Origin of the sequence: Curtobacterium sp. MCPF17_047 (assembly GCF_003234045.1) — a bacterium.
Taxonomy (GTDB): domain Bacteria; phylum Actinomycetota; class Actinomycetes; order Actinomycetales; family Microbacteriaceae; genus Curtobacterium.
Map to the genome: position 1 here is coordinate 58,517 of NZ_QKSF01000013.1, position 16,714 is coordinate 75,230.

A 16,714-nucleotide genomic window follows, 5' to 3' on the forward strand; every position below is an offset into this window, starting at 1 on the left:
CCGGTGCTGGGAAGACCCCAGGAATCAGGTGACACGTCACCACTGGAGCTGGGTTGCGGGGGTCACAGGGTCGTGAGGACCGTCGGGAACTCCACCAGGATCACCACGGCGATGAACAGGTAGTTCGCGAGCGGGAACGCCCAGCAGAACGGCAGGAGTGCTCGGCCGATCCGCCGTCCACCGGTGCCGAACGGCAGGTTCCCCTTCGCCAGGTTCCAGATCGTGAAGAGCCAGAACATCGGGATCACCATCGCCCAGACGAGCATGCACCAGGGGCAGAGGTAGCCGATGAACCAGACGGTCTGCGTGAACAGCCAGGTGACGAAGACCCAGGCCAGGAACAGCCCCGAGTTGAACAGCGTCCAGAACCACTTCGTGCCGCGGAAGCCCGCGAGCAGCACGACCCCGACGGCGATCGGCGCGACGAACCCCATCAGTCCGAGCAGCGGGTTCGGGAAGCCGAACAGGTGCCCCTGCGCACTCGCCATCACGTTCGAGCAGTTCACGAACGGACTGACGTCGCAGGTGAGGACCGCCTTCGGGTTCTCGTACTTCTCGAACTCGTCGAGCACGAGTCGGAACGCCGCGTACAGCCCGACCAGTCCGGTCACGAGCAGCAGGATCGCGACGGCGACGGGACGGCGGGGAGCAACAGGCGTCGAACTCACGGCGTCATCTTCGCACGAGGCTCCCGACGTTCTCCGTGACCGCGTGCGATGATGGGGGAGTCACCCGGCCGATCCGGGCGACGACGAGAACTTGCCGGGCCACCGCCCGGACGTGATGGTGTTGTGACAGAGCACCGTGACCGGACGACGCGTCACCTCCGACGCCGAGCCGCCGTGAGCCGGGTGCCCACGACGACCGGGCGTGGACGAGACGCCGGATCGGTCACTGACAGCAGCGAGCGCGGGGGCGGAGTCGCCGCCCGCACCGATACGAGAGAATTCCCGCCACCCACCGGGTGCGTGCGGGGTCGAGGAGTGCACCAGTCCATGGTGGATCAGAACGAGAACCAGAACCAGAACACCGACGACGCGCCGAAGCGCCGGACTCGCCTCTTCGGCGGCCGTCGCGCTCGGTCCGGCGGCCTGGAGGCGCCTGACCCGTCCGACACGTCGACCGACGCCGTCGAGACGGTCGGGTCCGACGAGCAGGTCGGGTCCGACCGGCAGGTCGAGCCCGACCGGTCGTCCGACGTGGTCGAGGCGCTCGACGTCGCGGACACGGTCGACGCCTCCGACGGTGCCGACGTGAGCGACACCGCCGACGTCACCGACACGGCAGAGGCTGACGTCACCGACACGGCAGAGGCCGACGTGAGCGACACGACCGAGGTCGAGCAGTCGCCGGACCCGGAGACCGTCGAGGTCGTGGTCGACACCGCGACCGGCACGGTCTCCGTCGTGGTGGAACCCGCCTCGGGTGCGGGAACCGCGCCGGAGGACGTCAGCACCCTGACCGGTGACCTGCCGGCCGTCGGCCAGGACGGGGTCGAGACGCAGGGCACGACGGACGCGAGCGATGTACCGGACGCGCGACGGGCCTCCCGTCCGGACGAGGCACCGGCACCGGCCGAGCCGTTCGTTCCGAAGGCAACGAGCACGCTCAGCCTGATCTTCCACGCCCCGGTGCTGCCGGAGCTGCCCGCTCGCTCCGATCACGACCGTGACCGTGACCGTGACCGTGACCGGAGCGACCGGTACGACCGTTCCGACCGAGCCGAGCGCTCGGGACGCGGCTCCCGTTCCGGCCGGAGCGACCGGTACGACCGTTCGGACCGGTACGACCGGTCCGACCGTGACGACCGCGACGACCGTCCGGAGCGCGACGAGCGCACCGAGCGGGTCGACCGCTCCGACCGCTCCGACCGTTGGGACGACGAGGACCGCGACGAGCAGGGTGGCAGCCGCCGCCGCACCCGCCGCCGGGGGAGCAGCAGCGACCGCGAGCAGGCCGAACCGCGTCGCCGCGAGCCCGAGCTCATCACCGAGCCGCAGCGCATCAAGGGCTCCACGCGCCTCGAGGCCAAGAAGCAGCGCCGTCGTGACGGCCGTGACGCCGGACGTCGTCGCCAGGTCGTGACCGAGGACGAGTTCCTCGCCCGCCGCGAGAGCGTCGACCGCCAGATGATCGTGCGGTCGAGCTCCTCGACCATCGAGATCGGCGTGCTCGAGGACGGCGTCCTCGCCGAGCACTACGTCACGAAGTCGCAGAACGTCTCGCTCATCGGCAACGTCTACCTCGGCAAGGTGCAGAACGTGCTGCCCTCGATGGAGGCCGCGTTCGTCGACATCGGCCGCGGTCGCAACGCCGTCCTGTACGCGGGCGAGGTCGACTGGAACTCGGTCGACACCAGCCACGGCCGTCGCATCGAGGCCGCGCTCAAGCCGGGTGACAAGGTGCTCGTGCAGGTCACGAAGGACCCGGTCGGCCACAAGGGTGCCCGTCTGACCAGCCAGGTGTCCCTGCCGGGCCGCTACCTGGTCTACGTGCCCAACGGCTCGATGAACGGCATCTCCCGCAAGCTGCCGGACACCGAGCGTGCCCGTCTCAAGAAGATCCTCAAGGAGGTCCTCCCCGAGCACGCCGGCGTCATCGTGCGCACGGCCGCCGAGGGTGCCACCGAGGACCAGCTGACGCGCGACGTGCAGCGCCTCACCAGCCAGTGGGAGGCCATCGAGAAGAAGGTCCAGAGCGGCCAGGCGCCGGTCATGCTGCACTCCGAGCCGGACCTGCTGGTGAAGATCGTCCGCGACGTCTTCAACGAGGACTTCACGAAGCTCATCATCGACGGCGAGTCCGCTCGACAGACCATCGACGAGTACCTCAGTGCGGTCGCGCCGGACCTCAAGGACCGGGTCGAGCTCTACCAGGGCCCGGACTCGTTCGAGGAGCACCGGATCAACGAGCAGATCGAGAAGGCCCTGGACCGCAAGGTCTGGCTGCCCTCCGGTGGTTCGCTCGTGATCGACCGCACCGAGGCCATGACGGTCGTCGACGTCAACACCGGGAAGTTCGTCGGCTCCGGGGGCAACCTCGAGGAGACCGTCACGAAGAACAACCTGGAGGCCGCCGAGGAACTCGTCCGCCAGCTCCGTCTGCGGGACATCGGCGGCATCATCGTCGTCGACTTCATCGACATGGTGCTCGAGGAGAACCGGGACCTCGTGCTCCGTCGCCTCATGGAGTGCCTGAGCCGCGACCGGACGAAGCACCAGGTGGCCGAGGTCACCTCGCTCGGCCTCGTGCAGATGACCCGCAAGAAGATCGGTGTCGGACTGCGCGAGTCGCTCGACGAGGTCAACGCGCAGGTCAACGACAACAACGCGGACCCGGGGCCGACCAAGGGGCGCCGCAAGGCCCGTGGTGGCAACGGCAACGGTGGAGGTACGAACGGCAACGCCGTCGCGGCCGAGTCGAAGGCGTCGCAGGCGCACCAGATCACCGACGACGTCAAGCACGCGTTGTCACGGATCGCCGCGTCGACCATCCCGCACGAGCAGTCCGACGTGCCGGTCACCGGCGTCGCCGGTGCCGCGTCGCCGGTCACGGCGGCATCGCCGACGTCGCCGGTCGCCCCCGCGGCCGAGGCGCCGAGTGAGCCCACCGGTGGCTCGAAGCGTCGTCGCCGCCGTGGCAGCCGGGCCGGTGACGCGCAGCAGGCGTCGGGTGACGCGCAGCAGGTGTCGAGCGACGCGCAGCAGGCGTCGGGTGACGCGCAGCAGGGGTCTGCCGAGCAGCACACGTCGCTCGCGACGCCCGCCCCGGAGACGGTGCTCCCGGCGACGACGACGGGTGTCCACACGCGGTCCACGCGTGCGGAGTCGGCACCGGCGCAGCCGGCCGCGGCTGTCGCTGAGCAGCCAGCCGCCGAGGTCGCACCGAAGGAACGTCCCGCCGGTCGCCGTCGGGTCAGCTCGTCGGCCCCGGTCACGCCGGCCGACACCACCGTCGCCATCCTCGACATCCCGGTCGGCGTCGCCAAGCGCGAGCCGCGTCGGGTGAGCGAGGAAGCGGCGGAGTCCCTCCTCGACTCGGTGCTGCAGGCGCTGCCGGAGCCGAAGCAGCCCGGCCAGGGTCGTGCGCGTTCGCGTCGCGTGTCGTCGGGGAGCATCAGCGCCCCGGCGAACCCGACGGCCACCGAGGACGACGGCACCGTCATCCTCGGGCAGTGATGTGACGGACGAGCAGCGTCAGGCTGGTCGTGACCCGGTACCGGGTCACGACCAGCCCCGGACGGGCTGGGGAGCCGTGCCTCCGCCGGCGGCGCCTCCGTCGGCGGTGCCCCCGCTGGGTCCGGTCGGTCCTGGTCGGGCCGGTCCTGGTCGGGGCGATGTGCCCGGCGCCACGTCCGTCCTCGCGCCCGGGGTCTCCATCGTCGCCACGACGGGCGCGGCCATCACCGTGGTCAGCGTCGTCCTGGTCGAGTTCCTGGCGGGCCTGATCGGGCTGCTCGGCACGAGCACGATCGTCGGCCCCTTCCGGAGCCACGGTGGGACGAGCCTGGTCGAGGCCTTCGTGCAGAACGTCTTCGTCGCGCGCTCCCCGTTCGCCCTCGCGGCCTTCCTGGTGCTGGCCTTCCTGGTGCCGGTGGTGCCGCGTGCCCCACTGCCCGTCGTGCTCCTGCGGACCGTCCTGGCGGGTGCTGCGGGCACCGTGGCACTCGCCCTGGTCGGCATCGTCACCGCGGTCCACGACGCCGGCCAGCAGGGGAGCGTGGGGCAGGGGCTCGGACGTGTGCTCGTCGGCGGCGTCACCACGCCGCTGCAACTCGGGCTGCCGATGACCCTGATGCTGCTCGGGTCGGCGTCGGCCGCGTGGCTGTGGCTCGGTCGGCATCCGCGCTGACGTCCCGCGACACGCCCGTGTGTGCTTCCCGGTGACGGATCCGGCCGACGTTCCCGGTGCCGCGGTCAGCCCTGGTCGCGCGCCGTCTTCCGCTTGTCGCGCTGCGGCACACGCAGTCCGCTGGCGATGAGGCGCAGCACCAGCTCGCGCCCGGTCACCGGGGCGGCCCCGGAGGCCACGAGTTCGGCGTACCGGTCCTGCGGCACGTCGTAGTGGTCGTGGTCGAAGGCGCGCCGTGGGACCCCTGCCCGGTCGGCGAAGGCGTGCAGCTCGTCGTAGGATGAGTCACTGACCAGGTGTGACCAGAGCGTGTCGTGTGCGGGCCAGGCCGGGGGATCGATCAACACGGTCATCCCCCCATGGTACGTGTGTCGGCGTTTGACCCGCCTGGTCGGATCGAGTATTCTCGATCCCTGGTGTCAGCGGGCCGTTCTGCCTGCGTCGCCGATCGTCCCGGGGCAACCCAGGACGCTCGCGCAGAAGTGGGCACCCGAGACTTCCCTCAAGCAGAGTTACGTAAGGATTCCACGTGGTTTACGCAGTAGTGCGCGCCGGCGGCCGTCAGGAGAAGGTCGAGGTCGGCTCGATCATCACCATCGACCGCATCAAGGCCGACGACAATGGCAACATCGACCTCGCGCCGGTGCTCCTCGTGGACGGGGACAAGATCACCTCCGCCGCGTCCGAGCTCGCGAACGTGACGGTCACCGCCGAGGTCCTGGCCGACCTCCGCGGCCCGAAGGTCGTCATCCAGAAGTTCAAGAACAAGACCGGTTACAAGAAGCGCCAGGGCTTCCGCGCGGATCTCACGCGCGTCAAGGTCACCAAGATCGCATAAGGCGGGAGCAGAGACATGGCACACAAGAAGGGTGCGAGTTCCACTCGCAACGGTCGCGACTCGAACGCACAGCGCCTCGGCGTGAAGCGCTTCGGTGGCGAGGTCGTCAACGCCGGCGAGATCATCATCCGCCAGCGCGGCACGCACTTCCACCCGGGCGCCAACGTCGGCCGCGGTGGCGACGACACGCTGTTCGCCCTCTCGGCCGGCTCGGTCGAGTTCGGCACCAAGGGTGGCCGCAAGGTCATCAACATCGTCAACGCGTAGTCGCTGACGATCAGCTTCAGCGGGAGGGGCAGGCCGTGTGCCTGCCCCTCTTCTGCATTTCCCGAACACCTACAGGAGTGACCCCATGGCGACGTTCGTCGACCGCGTGACGCTGCACCTCACGGCAGGCAACGGCGGCAACGGCTGCGTGTCCGTCCGTCGCGAGAAGTTCAAGCCCCTCGCGGGCCCCGACGGCGGCAACGGTGGTGACGGCGGTGACATCGTCCTCGTCTCCGACCCGCAGGTCACCACCCTGCTCGGGTACCACCGCTCACCACACCGATCCAGCCGCAACGGTCAGCCCGGCATGGGCGACCACCGCAGCGGGGTCAGCGGTGACACGCTCGAACTCCCCGTCCCCGTCGGCACGGTCGTGTACGACGAGAACGGCGACGTGCTCGCGGACCTCACCGAGCCGGGCATCCGCGTGGTCGTCGGCCCCGGCGGCCAGGGTGGCCTCGGCAACGCCGCGCTCGCCACCACCAAGCGCAAGGCCCCCGGCTTCGCGCTCCTCGGCACCGACGGGTGGAGCGGCGACGTCAGCCTCGAGCTGAAGACCATCGCGGACATCGCCCTGGTCGGGTACCCGAGCGCCGGCAAGTCGTCGTTGATCGCCGCGATCTCGGCCGCCAAGCCGAAGATCGCCGACTACCCGTTCACGACGCTGACCCCGAACCTCGGCGTCGTCGAGTCAGGCAGCACGCGCTTCACCGTCGCCGACGTCCCGGGTCTGATCGAGGGCGCGTCCGAGGGCAAGGGGCTCGGTCTCGAGTTCCTCCGTCACGTGGAGCGCTGCGAAGCCCTGCTGCACGTGATCGACTGCGCCACGCTCGACGTCGGCCGTGACCCGATCAGCGACCTCGACGTGATCCTCCGCGAACTCGAGCAGTACCCGGTCCCCGAGGGGCAGGTCCCGCTGCTCGACCGCCCCCAGCTCATCGCGCTCAACAAGATCGACGTGCCCGACGCCGCGGAACTCGCCGCGTTCGTGACCGCCGAGTTCGAGTCGCGCGGCTACCGCGTGTTCCCGATCTCCACCGCGTCGCACAAGGGCCTGCGTGAGCTCACCTTCGCCCTGGCCGACGTCGTCGAGCAGGCCCGTGCCGAGCGGGCCGCCGAGCCCGAGGTCGAGCGCATCGTGCTCCGTCCGAAGGCCGTCAACGAGAAGCCGTTCACGGTGCGTGCCGAGGGCGGCGAGGAACACCGCTTCTACCGGGTCCGTGGCGCGAAGCCGGAGCGCTGGGTGCAGCAGACCGACTTCACCAACGAAGAGGCGATCGGCTACCTGGCCGACCGGCTCGCCAAGCTCGGGGTGGAGGACGGCCTGTTCAAGGCCGGAGCCGTCGCCGGGTCCACCGTGGTCATCGGTGGCGACGGCGGCATGATCTTCGACTGGGAGCCGACCCTGACCTCCACCGCGGAGCTCATCACCAGTGCTCGCGGGACGGACTCCCGGCTCGACCTCAACGCCCGACCGACGCGCAACGAGCGTCGATCGGACTACTTCGAGCGGATGGACGGCAAGGCCGCCGCACGTGCCGAGCTCGAGCAGGAGCGGATCGCCGGTCTGTGGGCGGACGACGACGACGCCGAGTCCGACTCGGTCGAGCCGACGACGTCCGAGCGCGACTGAGCGCCGTGATCGGACCGAACACCGTCGCGGAGCGCGCGGACATCCCGCGCGCCCGGCGGATCGTGGTCAAGGTCGGCTCGTCCTCGGTCAGCGGGGACAACGCGTCGCAGATCGGCCCGCTCGTCGACGCCCTGGTCGGCGCGTACCGCCGTGGGACCGAGGTCGTCCTGGTGTCCTCCGGCGCCATCGCCACCGGCTTCCCGTTCCTGGGGCTCGAGGGACGGCCGGAGGACCTCGCCACGCAGCAGGCCGCCGCCGCGACCGGGCAGGCGGTGCTGGTCTTCCGGTACCAGAAGGAACTCGACCGGCACGGGGTCACGGCGGCGCAGGTCCTGCTCACCGCGGGTGACCTGCAGAACCCGACGCACCGGGTGAACGCGCGGCGGGCGATGAACCGGCTGCTCGAACTCCGGGTGCTCCCGATCGTCAACGAGAACGACACGGTCGCCACCCACGAGATCCGGTTCGGTGACAACGACCGGCTCGCCGCGCTCGTCGCCCGGCAGGTCGAGGCGGACGCCCTGGTGCTGCTGTCCGACGTCGAGGCCCTGTACACGAAGCCGCCGGAGCAGCCGGGCGCCACCCGCATCGACGAGGTCCCGTTCGGCGACGAGCTCGCGGGTGTCACCTTCGGCTCGATCGGCGCAGCCGGGGTCGGTACCGGGGGAGCCGGCACGAAGGTCGCGGCCGCCCGCCTCGCGGCCGAGGCCGGCACGTCCGTGCTCGTCACGGCGACGGCCCTCGTCGAGCGCGCGCTCGGTGGAGAGCACGTCGGTACCTGGTTCCGGGCCGCACCACGCGCCTGACCGGGGCGACCTGTCGGACGGGAGGCACGCCTCCCGTCACAGAGGCGCGGCCGACTTAAGATCGGGTCATGTCCCTCACCGCTCCCGCGCAGGCCCAGGCGAGTACGCCGCTCGTCGACACGCTGACGGCCGCCCGCGCAGCCGCGACGGTGCTGGCGACCACGACGACGGCCGTCAAGGACGCCGCCCTGCGGGCGATCGCCCTCGGGCTGCGCGCCGCGACGGCCGAGATCGTCACCGCGAACCACGAGGACCTGATCGCGGGTCAGGACGGCGGACTGACCTCGGGCCTGCTGGACCGACTGCGTCTCGACGTCGACCGCGTGGACGCCCTGGCCGACGCGGTCGAGCACGTGGTGGGGCTGACCGACCCGGTGGGGGAGCACGTCCGCGGCTCGGTCCTGCCGAACGGGCTGCAGCTCGCGCAGGTGCGGGTGCCGTTCGGGGTGGTCGGCGCCATCTACGAGGCACGTCCGAACGTCACCGTCGACATCGCCGCCCTGGCGCTGAAGTCCGGCAACGCCGTGGTGCTCCGCGGCGGATCGGCGGCGCTCCGCACCAACGCCGTGCTCGTGCGGCGGATCCAGGACGCGATCGCCTCGGTCGGGCTGCCGCGCGAGCTCGTGCAGACGATCGACCCGCTCGGACGCGCCGGAGCGACCGGTCTCATGCGGGCCCGCGGCCTGGTCGACGTGCTCATCCCGCGCGGCAGTGCCTCCCTCATCCAGACCGTCGTCACCGAGTCGCAGGTGCCCGTCATCGAGACCGGCGCGGGGGTCGTGCACGTCTTCCTCGATGAGTCGGCACCGGTCGACCGAGCCGTGGACATCGTCCTCAACAGCAAGGTCCAGCGGCCGAGCGTCTGCAACGCCCTCGAGACGCTGCTCGTGCACGAGCGGGCGGCCGAGCGGCTCCTGCCGGTGTTGGCCGACCGCCTCCGGGCCGCCGGCGTGACCCTGCGGGGCGACGACGCCACCCGGACCATCGTCCCCGGGGTGCTGCGTGCAACCGAGGCCGACTGGGCCACCGAATCGATGGACCTCGATCTCTCGATCCGTGTCGTGCCCGACGTCGACGCGGCGATGGCGCACATCGCACAGTGGTCCACCCACCACACCGAGTCGATCGTCACGAACGACGTCGACACGGCCGAGCACTTCCTGGCGGGCGTCGACTCGGCGGTCGTGATGGTGAACGCGTCGACGCGGTTCACCGACGGCGGGGAGTTCGGGTTCGGCGCCGAGGTCGGGATCTCCACGCAGAAGCTGCACGCGCGGGGCCCGATGGGGCTGCCCGAACTCACGAGCACCAAGTGGCTCGTGCGCGGGCAGGGACACATCCGCGGCTAGGATGGTCCGGAGTCTTCCTCGATCGATCGGAGCACTGCCAGATGTCACTCCTCGCTGAAGCCGCAGAACACGCGGCCGGCGTCCCCGCGATCGTCTTCCCGATCGTCGCGGCCTGCGTCTTCACCCTCCTCGGCTTCGTCACGTGGAGCTTCCGCGACGTCGCCTACCGCCACTCGCACAAGTTCCAGGCCACCCGGCAGCACGAGACCGGTGTGGACGAGTTCGGCCACTCCAAGATCTGATCCGCCACCCGATGCTCGAGAGCACGGGTCGGCCGCGCATCGGGGTGATGGGCGGGACGTTCGACCCGATCCACCACGGTCACCTCGTGGCTGCGTCCGAGGTCGCGAAGCACTTCGACCTGGACGAGGTCGTGTTCGTCCCGACCGGCCAGCCGTACATGAAGTCCGACGTCACCGACGCCGAGCACCGGTACCTGATGACCGTGATCGCGACCGCATCGAACCCGATGTTCACGGTCAGCCGCGTGGACATCGACCGGCCGGGCCCGACCTACACCGTCGACACCCTCCGCGACCTGCACGAGCAGCGGCCCGACGCCCAGCTCGTCTTCATCTCCGGGGCGGACGCCGTCCAGCAGATCGTCGACTGGAAGGACCACGACGGGCTCTGGGACCTCGCACACTTCGTCGCCGTGACACGACCGGGCCACCAGCTGAGCATCACCGGACTCCCAGAACGGGACGTTAGTGTGCTCGAGGTCCCCGCGCTGGCGATCTCCTCGACCGACTGCCGTGACCGGGTGCGGAGCGGGTCCCCCGTCTGGTACCTCGTGCCCGACGGCGTCGTCCAGTACATCTCGAAGCACCATCTGTATCGGAGCGTTGCATGAGTCCGTCCGACGCGCAGCCGCCGCTGTCGCGGCGCCAGATGCGTGAGCGCGAGCGCGCCGCCTCTGGCGGTGCCCAGCCCGCGACGCCGCCGCCGACCGTCGCCGCCCCCGCCACACCGGAGGCTCGTCGTCGCCCCGGTTCCCACGTCGCCCCCGGTTCGGCCACGGCCAACCAGGCGGCACCGCGATCCGCGGGAGCCGCCACCGGTGTGACCGACGTGCCCCCGGCCTCCGCGACCGAGATCGTCCCCGGCACCGGCGGGATGTCCCGCCGACAGCTGCGGCTGCTGCGCGAGGCGCAGCAGCAGGGCGGCCGTCCCGTCCCGCTGCAGAACCCGACTCCGCAGTCGTCCGACCGCACCGTGCAGGACGTCCTCGGCACGCTGACGGACCCCTCGTCCGTGCCCGCACCGGATGCCCAGGTGCCGCCGCTGGCGACTCCGGTCGAAGCCGCTGCCGCCGGCATCGGGGCGCAGTCCTCGCCGCTCGTGCCCCTCAGGTTCGACGCGCCGACGGACGAGCGGTCGGATGACGACATTGACGACACTGACGCCGGGGCTGGGGCCGCGGCCGGGCTCGGCGCTGGGGTCGGGCTCGGGGCGACGGAGGTCGACGACGCTGACGCTGACGCCGACGCTGTCCGGGGCGATGGCGGGTCCGACGACGACGCCGTGCAGAGCCAGGCGGCCGGGGACGACGAGTCCTCGCACTGGCAGGACCCGAACCCGGAGCTCACGCACCTGGAACCGGCCGCTGTCGAGCAGGCCACCGCCGCCGACGGTTCGCCGGACGCCATCGAGCCCCTGGAAGAGGCGGCTGCGCACGGCGAGGAACCCCGCCAGCACCGTACGACCTGGGCGCCGCACGACGCCGACCCCGACGCGATCATGGCCGCGACCGACGACGTCGCGGCGCCCGCCACCGAGCTGCCTGCCGCGGCTCCCGGCGTGTTCCCGCTCGACCTGGACGACGACGACACGAACGAGGTCCCGGTCGTCGTGCCGGCAGACGCGCCCGTCTCGGCACCGACGTCCGCCGCGCAGCCGGGATCGACCCCGCGTCCGACGTCCTCGGATGCGCCGCGCGAGCCGAAGCCCGTCACCACGGCGTTCCAGCCTCCGGCCGGCCACTGGTCGACCTTCGCGCACGACTCGAACGACGCCGAGGTGCACGACGAGGAGACCGGCACCCGCCGTGTCGCCGAATCGCACACGAACGCCCTCATCCTGCCGAACTCGGCGCTGGCCGACCCCACCGGAGCGCTCAACGCCACCGGCGAGGTCATCCTCACCGGTTCGATCGACCTGCCTTCCTCGCTGTCCTCGACCGGGTCGCACCGGCCGATCGACGGCGCGGAGGTCGACCGCCTCCTCGAGCAGCACGACGAGCAGCCGGACACGGATGCCAGTCCCGTCCGCGCGAGCCGTGCCGTGTCGAGCCACACGTCGACCCGCCAGGTCGTGCTCGCCGCCGCCAAGCCGAAGGACTCCAAGACGCCGGTCGTGCTGGCCGTCGCCGCGAGTGCCGTGGGTGTCGTCGCTGCCGGTGTCATCGTCGTCGCACTCGTCGCGACGAACTTCTTCGGCTCCTGAGCGAGCCTCGAACTCCGTGGGCATGGCCCGCGTCAGCGGTCTGACCTATGATCGTGACCCATCATGAACATCCGGACGCACGCGTCGGGATGACCACCGGAAGGAATCCGTGACCGCCTCCGCTCGCGCACTCGAACTGACGCAGATCGCCGCTCAAGCGGCCGACTCCAAGCAGGCCGAGGACATCGTCGCCCTCGACGTCACCCGACCACTCCAGCTCACCGACGTCTTCCTGCTCGCCACCGGCCGCAACGAACGCAACGTGCTCGCCATCGCCGACGAGATCGAAGACCGCCTGCTCCAGGTCGGTGCCAAGCCGCTTCGTCGCGAAGGCCGGAGCGAAGGCCGCTGGGCTCTGATCGACTTCGGGGACATCGTCGTGCACGTGTTCCACGAGGAAGAGCGCCAGTACTACTCCCTCGAGCGCCTCTGGTCGGACTGCCCGGTCATCCCGCTGGAGCTGGCGGCCGATCAGTCGCAGGCTGCCGAACAGTCGGCCTGACGCCGGTCTCAGTGCGACGCGCCCGGGTGGCGGTGACGATTTCGTCACCCGGTGATCGCGTGGTGTACGCTGTACTGGTGCCTCCGGGGAACCGGGGGAACAGGAATCGGCCTCCGGGCCGTTTCGTTCTGGGTCTGTGGCGCAGCTGGTAGCGCACCTGCATGGCATGCAGGGGGTCAGGGGTTCGAGTCCCCTCAGATCCACCAGAAGCAAGGACATCACGAAGAAGCCCCGCCGCTCATGGAGCAGCGGGGCTTCTTCGTGTCTGGGCTTGCCTGTGCTCACGTACCTGGGCTTGCGTGCTTGTGCTTGCCTGTTCGGGCTTGCTGTCCGCGTGCTTGCGGTTTCCGTGCCTACGGAGCCGGAGCCGGAGCCGGAGCCGGAGCCGGAGCCGGAGCCGGAGGCGGGCAGCCGGTCGCCGTCCGACTCGGTGCGTCTCGTCACCGGGCTGGCGACGAGACGCACCGAGTGATCCGCTGGTGACCGTCAGACCCGGCGCCGTGCGCGGGCAACGGCTCGGAGGCCGAGACCGGCCATCAGCAGGAGGAACGCGCTGATCGCGGCCGCAGCTGTCCCGACTGCTCCGGTGAAGGCGAGGGCGTGCCCGGTTGACCCGCCCGGATGCGCAGTCGCGTCAGCGTGGTCGTCCGGCCCGCTGCCCGTCGACCCGCTGCTCCCGGGCCCGCCGTCTCCGGACCCACCGTCTCCGGGACCGCCGCTCCCGGGACCGCCGCTACCGGCGCCGTCGCCCGGCTCGGGAGACGATGACGGCAGGACGCCGGCATCGATGCGGTCGTTCCGTTCGACGCCCTCGAGCGCCCCGTCCGGGCCCGTCCGCCGGGTGATCGTGATCGGTGCTGTCCGTCCGTCCGCTGCGACGTCGGAGTCGCGGGCGTCGTCGTCACCGACCGAGGGGATCGTGAACGCGCGATCCGGCACCGGTGCGACGGACACGACGTAGTCGCCAGGGCGCAGGTCGTCCACGAGGTAGTGCCCCTCCCGGTCCGTTCGCGCGACCCGGTCGACCTCTCGCCCCCGGTCGTCGGTGCCGTGCAACCGCACTGGGACGTCCGGGATCCCGGGCTCATCCGGGTCCTGCACGCCGTTGCCGTCCGAGTCCGTCCAGACCAGGTCACCCACGGCGCCCGACACGACCCGGACGGTTGCGGGGTTCGACCGGACCGGCAGCGCGAGGTCGGCGGAGCGGACCCCGAAGCGGTTCGTGTACCGGTCACCGTCCCGCTGCCCGTGGGTCGCGATGGACACACGGTGGGACACGGTCTCCCCGGGAGCGATCCCGTTCGGGTCGTCGATCCGGATGGCAGTGACGTCGGCGAGGGTGTCCGGACAGCCGGCGCTGCCGAACGCGGTCTCCGCGCACCACGTCGTCGAGCCGCCGGGCTGGTTCGACTCGTCCGCGGGGTCGAGCGACACCGCCTCCGGGTCGGCGGCGGTGTAGACGACGGACTCCGCCGGACCGGCTTCGACGGGACGGGCCAGTTCGACTCCGCCGTGGAACGACGATCCGTCGCCGGCGTGCGGGAGGACGTCGACGAGCTGGACGTCGCGGACGGGATCCGTGTCGGTGTTCGTCGTGTCGAGCGACCACACCAGGTCGTCTCCCGTGACGACGACGGGGGCCTCCGCCCGCTTCTCGACGCGCAGGCCACCACTCGTGACGACCTGCACGGCCCGCGCGGCGGACCGGTACTCGGACGGAGACCGGTCCGTCGGAGCCGAGACCTCGACCCGGTTCTCCAGCGGCCCCGCCGGAGCATCCCGTGCGACGACGGCGGTGTAGCGGATCGGCGCGATGCGGGTGTTCGGCGTCACGTCGTCGATCGCCCAGGTCAGTCGCTGGTGCTCGATGCCGTCGTCGTCCCGGACCGTGTCGACCGCTGGCTCGACGGACGCGCTGCCCGGGCTGTACGCCATGTGTGCCGGGAGGACGTCACGGACCGTCACCAGTCGTGGTCGCCCCGTCGTGTTCCCGTTCGTGAGCGACGGCGTGAGGACGTAGTCCACGGCGTTGCCGGGCACCACGGGAACCGGTGTGTCCATGTCGCCCGCCGTGGCGCTCGAGGAGCTGGCCAGCGCCACGGTCTTCCCGATCCGGGCCAGGTCCTCGGTGACGAGCACGCTGTCGGACAACCCTCCGGCGCCGAGTTCGGGGTCGGAGCGGGTGTCGTGCACCCAGTCGGGGTGACGGTCGCTGAAGCGCACGTGCCCGAAGTCGTAGGCACGCGTCCCGTCTGCGACCTCGCGGACCGAGACGAACGAGGACAGCGCGGCAGCGGTGCCACCGACGACGTCACCGCGGGCACGGACGGCGCCGACGGCGTCGATCCCGCCCGGCACCTCCGCCGGGTCCGTGAACCAGGGACCGCGATCGTCGTCACACGTGGCCCGGCGCTGCCCGTCCTCCGGACCGTCCATGTCGTACGCGGCGTACTCGACCCGCGCCTCGCGCAGCCCGCTGGTCCGGGCCGACGTCCCCTGCACCCGCGTCAGACGCTGCGTGTGCCGGTCGAACGTGTCGCACAGCACGGTGTTCCGGAACGTGTCGAGTCCGGGGTTCGAGGCGCTCACGTCGCTGCGGAGCACCGACCCGGGCGTGCTCCACGGGTCGCCCCGACGCGCCGAACCGTCGCCGGTCCGACCGCTGTCGTCCAGCACCCTGAGGAGACGCTTCCCCGCGGTCCCGACGGCGTCCGCCACGATGTTCCGTGTCGCTCGGTTGTCCGCCACGGGTTCGGCGTCGCCGGGGAAGTTCGGTGTCCCTGACGCCGCGTGCGTCAGGACGTCGCGGAACGTGTTCACCGATCCGAGACTCGTGCCGGCGGGTGGGTTCGGCACCCAGAACGAGATGTAGCCCGAGACCACGAACCCGGGGGTGTTGCCGACGACGGGGCCGCCGAAGGCGTTCTGCGTCGGCATGCGTGACGCGTCGGTGACGGTCCCGGTGATCGTCACGGAGACGTCCTGACCGGCACCGGACTGCTCGCACGTGAACCGGCCGGAGTCGGCGACCGCCCGGGGGCCACCACCGCTCCCCGCCGGCAGCGAGGCGAACCGGGACGAGACGGACGGGTCGTTCGGACCGCACGGCGGAGCGTCCCCGTTCCAGAGCACCGCGCCGGACGGCAGGTCACCGCGGAGCTGCGAGACGTCGTCCGTGAACGTCATCCGCCCGTCACCTGGAGCGAACCCGAGCAGGCCCTGCCCGGGGACGACCGGCTGCCAGTCGACGGCGATCGGGAACACGAGTTGGAACCCACGTGTGCCGTCGGGTCCGGTGACGTCCGGGCGCAGCACGGAGCCGACGACCCGCTTGCTCAGGTTGTAGCGGGCCGCCGCCGAGACGGTGAGCCGCGGCGCGGTCGCCGAGACCGGTGTGTCCGCGTCGTCAGCGGTGGCGGTCCCCGTCACGATGACGGCGTCGCCGTCGTCGAGCCCGGTGGAGACGTCGAGGACGACGGACACCGCGACCACCTGGCCTTCCGCCACGTCGCCGAGGACGCAGGTGAGGTCGCGGCCGTCGATGCCCGAGCCGGACGCTGAACAGCCTGCGGGCAGAGCCGCCCACGACGTCCCGGTCGGCGCGGTGACGGTGAAGCGTTGCCGATGGCCGACACCGCCGTTCGCGTTCACGGTCACCCGGTACGTGACCGAGTCGAGCGTGCGGACGACACCGTTCGTCGGCCCGATGTCGCCGCCGGGTCGGTCATCGGGGCTGAACGGCCCCGCGCCGTCCGCCAGGACGTCGATCGCCAGCCCGACCTGCGGACGCCCGGCCGGACCCGGGGGAGCGGCGGTCGCTGGTGCGACCGTTCCGATCGCGATGCTGAGCAAGGCCGTCGACGCGACGGCGATGCGCGTGGTGATGCGGTGACGCATGAGGATCCTCCGATGGTCAGCCGTCCCCGTTCCCCGTCCCCGTCCGGGCGGTGGAGGTGGTGACGGCGCAGGGAACGTAACCAGACGGCACCCCGGTCACCCAGTACTCGGTATTCCGTACTCCAC

At 71.2% G+C, this 16,714-nt stretch carries 14 protein-coding genes and 1 tRNA gene; 12 read left to right on the plus strand and 3 right to left on the minus strand.

Translation table 11 applies throughout. The features are described 5' to 3' along the window. Positions 1-62 precede the first annotated feature (62 nt). Positions 63-668, minus strand: coding sequence for a vitamin K epoxide reductase family protein (locus tag DEJ33_RS13470; RefSeq protein ID WP_111195235.1), 606 nt, complete (start codon positions 666-668; stop codon positions 63-65). 327 nt (positions 669-995) lie between these two features. Between DEJ33_RS13470 and DEJ33_RS13475 the strand changes: the two genes are divergently transcribed. Both DEJ33_RS13475 and DEJ33_RS13480 read left to right on the plus strand, forming a co-directional pair. Next, positions 996-4,178, plus strand: a complete 3,183-nt coding sequence (locus tag DEJ33_RS13475; RefSeq protein WP_111195236.1) for an Rne/Rng family ribonuclease — start codon at positions 996-998, stop codon at positions 4,176-4,178. 160 nt (positions 4,179-4,338) lie between these two features. After that, positions 4,339-4,851, plus strand: a complete 513-nt coding sequence (locus tag DEJ33_RS13480; RefSeq protein WP_111195237.1) for a hypothetical protein — start codon at positions 4,339-4,341, stop codon at positions 4,849-4,851. Between the two features lie 65 nt (positions 4,852-4,916). Here the strand turns inward: DEJ33_RS13480 and DEJ33_RS13485 are convergent, their stop codons facing one another. After that, complete coding sequence (locus tag DEJ33_RS13485; protein WP_110903979.1) at positions 4,917-5,204, minus strand: DUF4031 domain-containing protein; 288 nt, start codon at positions 5,202-5,204, stop codon at positions 4,917-4,919. Positions 5,205-5,380: 176 nt separating this feature from the next. On the opposite strand from DEJ33_RS13485, the gene rplU reads away from it, so the two are divergent. From rplU to DEJ33_RS13535, 10 genes are all read left to right on the plus strand, one after another. Beyond that, the gene (rplU, locus tag DEJ33_RS13490; RefSeq protein ID WP_110903978.1) at positions 5,381-5,689 is read left to right on the plus strand and encodes a 50S ribosomal protein L21; all 309 of its coding nucleotides are present in this window, start codon (positions 5,381-5,383) and stop codon (positions 5,687-5,689) included. A gap of 15 nt (positions 5,690-5,704) precedes the next feature. Continuing rightward, the gene (gene rpmA / locus DEJ33_RS13495; protein WP_071257351.1) at positions 5,705-5,956 is read left to right on the plus strand and encodes a 50S ribosomal protein L27; all 252 of its coding nucleotides are present in this window, start codon (positions 5,705-5,707) and stop codon (positions 5,954-5,956) included. Positions 5,957-6,041: 85 nt separating this feature from the next. After that, a complete protein-coding gene (gene obgE, locus DEJ33_RS13500; protein ID WP_111195238.1) occupies positions 6,042-7,589 on the plus strand; it encodes a GTPase ObgE in 1,548 nt (515 codons plus the stop codon). 8 nt (positions 7,590-7,597) lie between these two features. Next, entirely contained in the window at positions 7,598-8,395 is a 798-nt protein-coding gene (gene proB / locus DEJ33_RS13505; protein ID WP_111195263.1) for a glutamate 5-kinase, read from the plus strand. A 68-nt stretch (positions 8,396-8,463) separates the two neighbouring features. Continuing rightward, entirely contained in the window at positions 8,464-9,744 is a 1,281-nt protein-coding gene (locus DEJ33_RS13510; protein WP_111195239.1) for a glutamate-5-semialdehyde dehydrogenase, read from the plus strand. A 41-nt stretch (positions 9,745-9,785) separates the two neighbouring features. Then, entirely contained in the window at positions 9,786-9,986 is a 201-nt protein-coding gene (locus tag DEJ33_RS13515; RefSeq protein WP_110903974.1) for a hypothetical protein, read from the plus strand. Positions 9,987-9,997: 11 nt separating this feature from the next. Continuing rightward, entirely contained in the window at positions 9,998-10,597 is a 600-nt protein-coding gene (nadD, locus tag DEJ33_RS13520; RefSeq protein ID WP_111195240.1) for a nicotinate-nucleotide adenylyltransferase, read from the plus strand. Beyond that, the gene (locus DEJ33_RS13525; protein ID WP_111195241.1) at positions 10,594-12,189 is read left to right on the plus strand and encodes a hypothetical protein; all 1,596 of its coding nucleotides are present in this window, start codon (positions 10,594-10,596) and stop codon (positions 12,187-12,189) included. Before nadD ends, DEJ33_RS13525 begins: the two co-directional genes overlap by 4 nt. A gap of 109 nt (positions 12,190-12,298) precedes the next feature. Beyond that, complete coding sequence (gene rsfS, locus DEJ33_RS13530) at positions 12,299-12,691, plus strand: ribosome silencing factor (protein ID WP_111078800.1); 393 nt, start codon at positions 12,299-12,301, stop codon at positions 12,689-12,691. 130 nt (positions 12,692-12,821) lie between these two features. Then, positions 12,822-12,897, plus strand: a tRNA-Ala gene (locus tag DEJ33_RS13535). Positions 12,898-13,177: 280 nt separating this feature from the next. On the opposite strand, the gene DEJ33_RS13545 is transcribed toward DEJ33_RS13535, so the two are convergent. Continuing rightward, a complete protein-coding gene (locus DEJ33_RS13545; RefSeq protein WP_111195242.1) occupies positions 13,178-16,588 on the minus strand; it encodes an SdrD B-like domain-containing protein in 3,411 nt (1,136 codons plus the stop codon). Positions 16,589-16,714 lie beyond the last annotated feature (126 nt).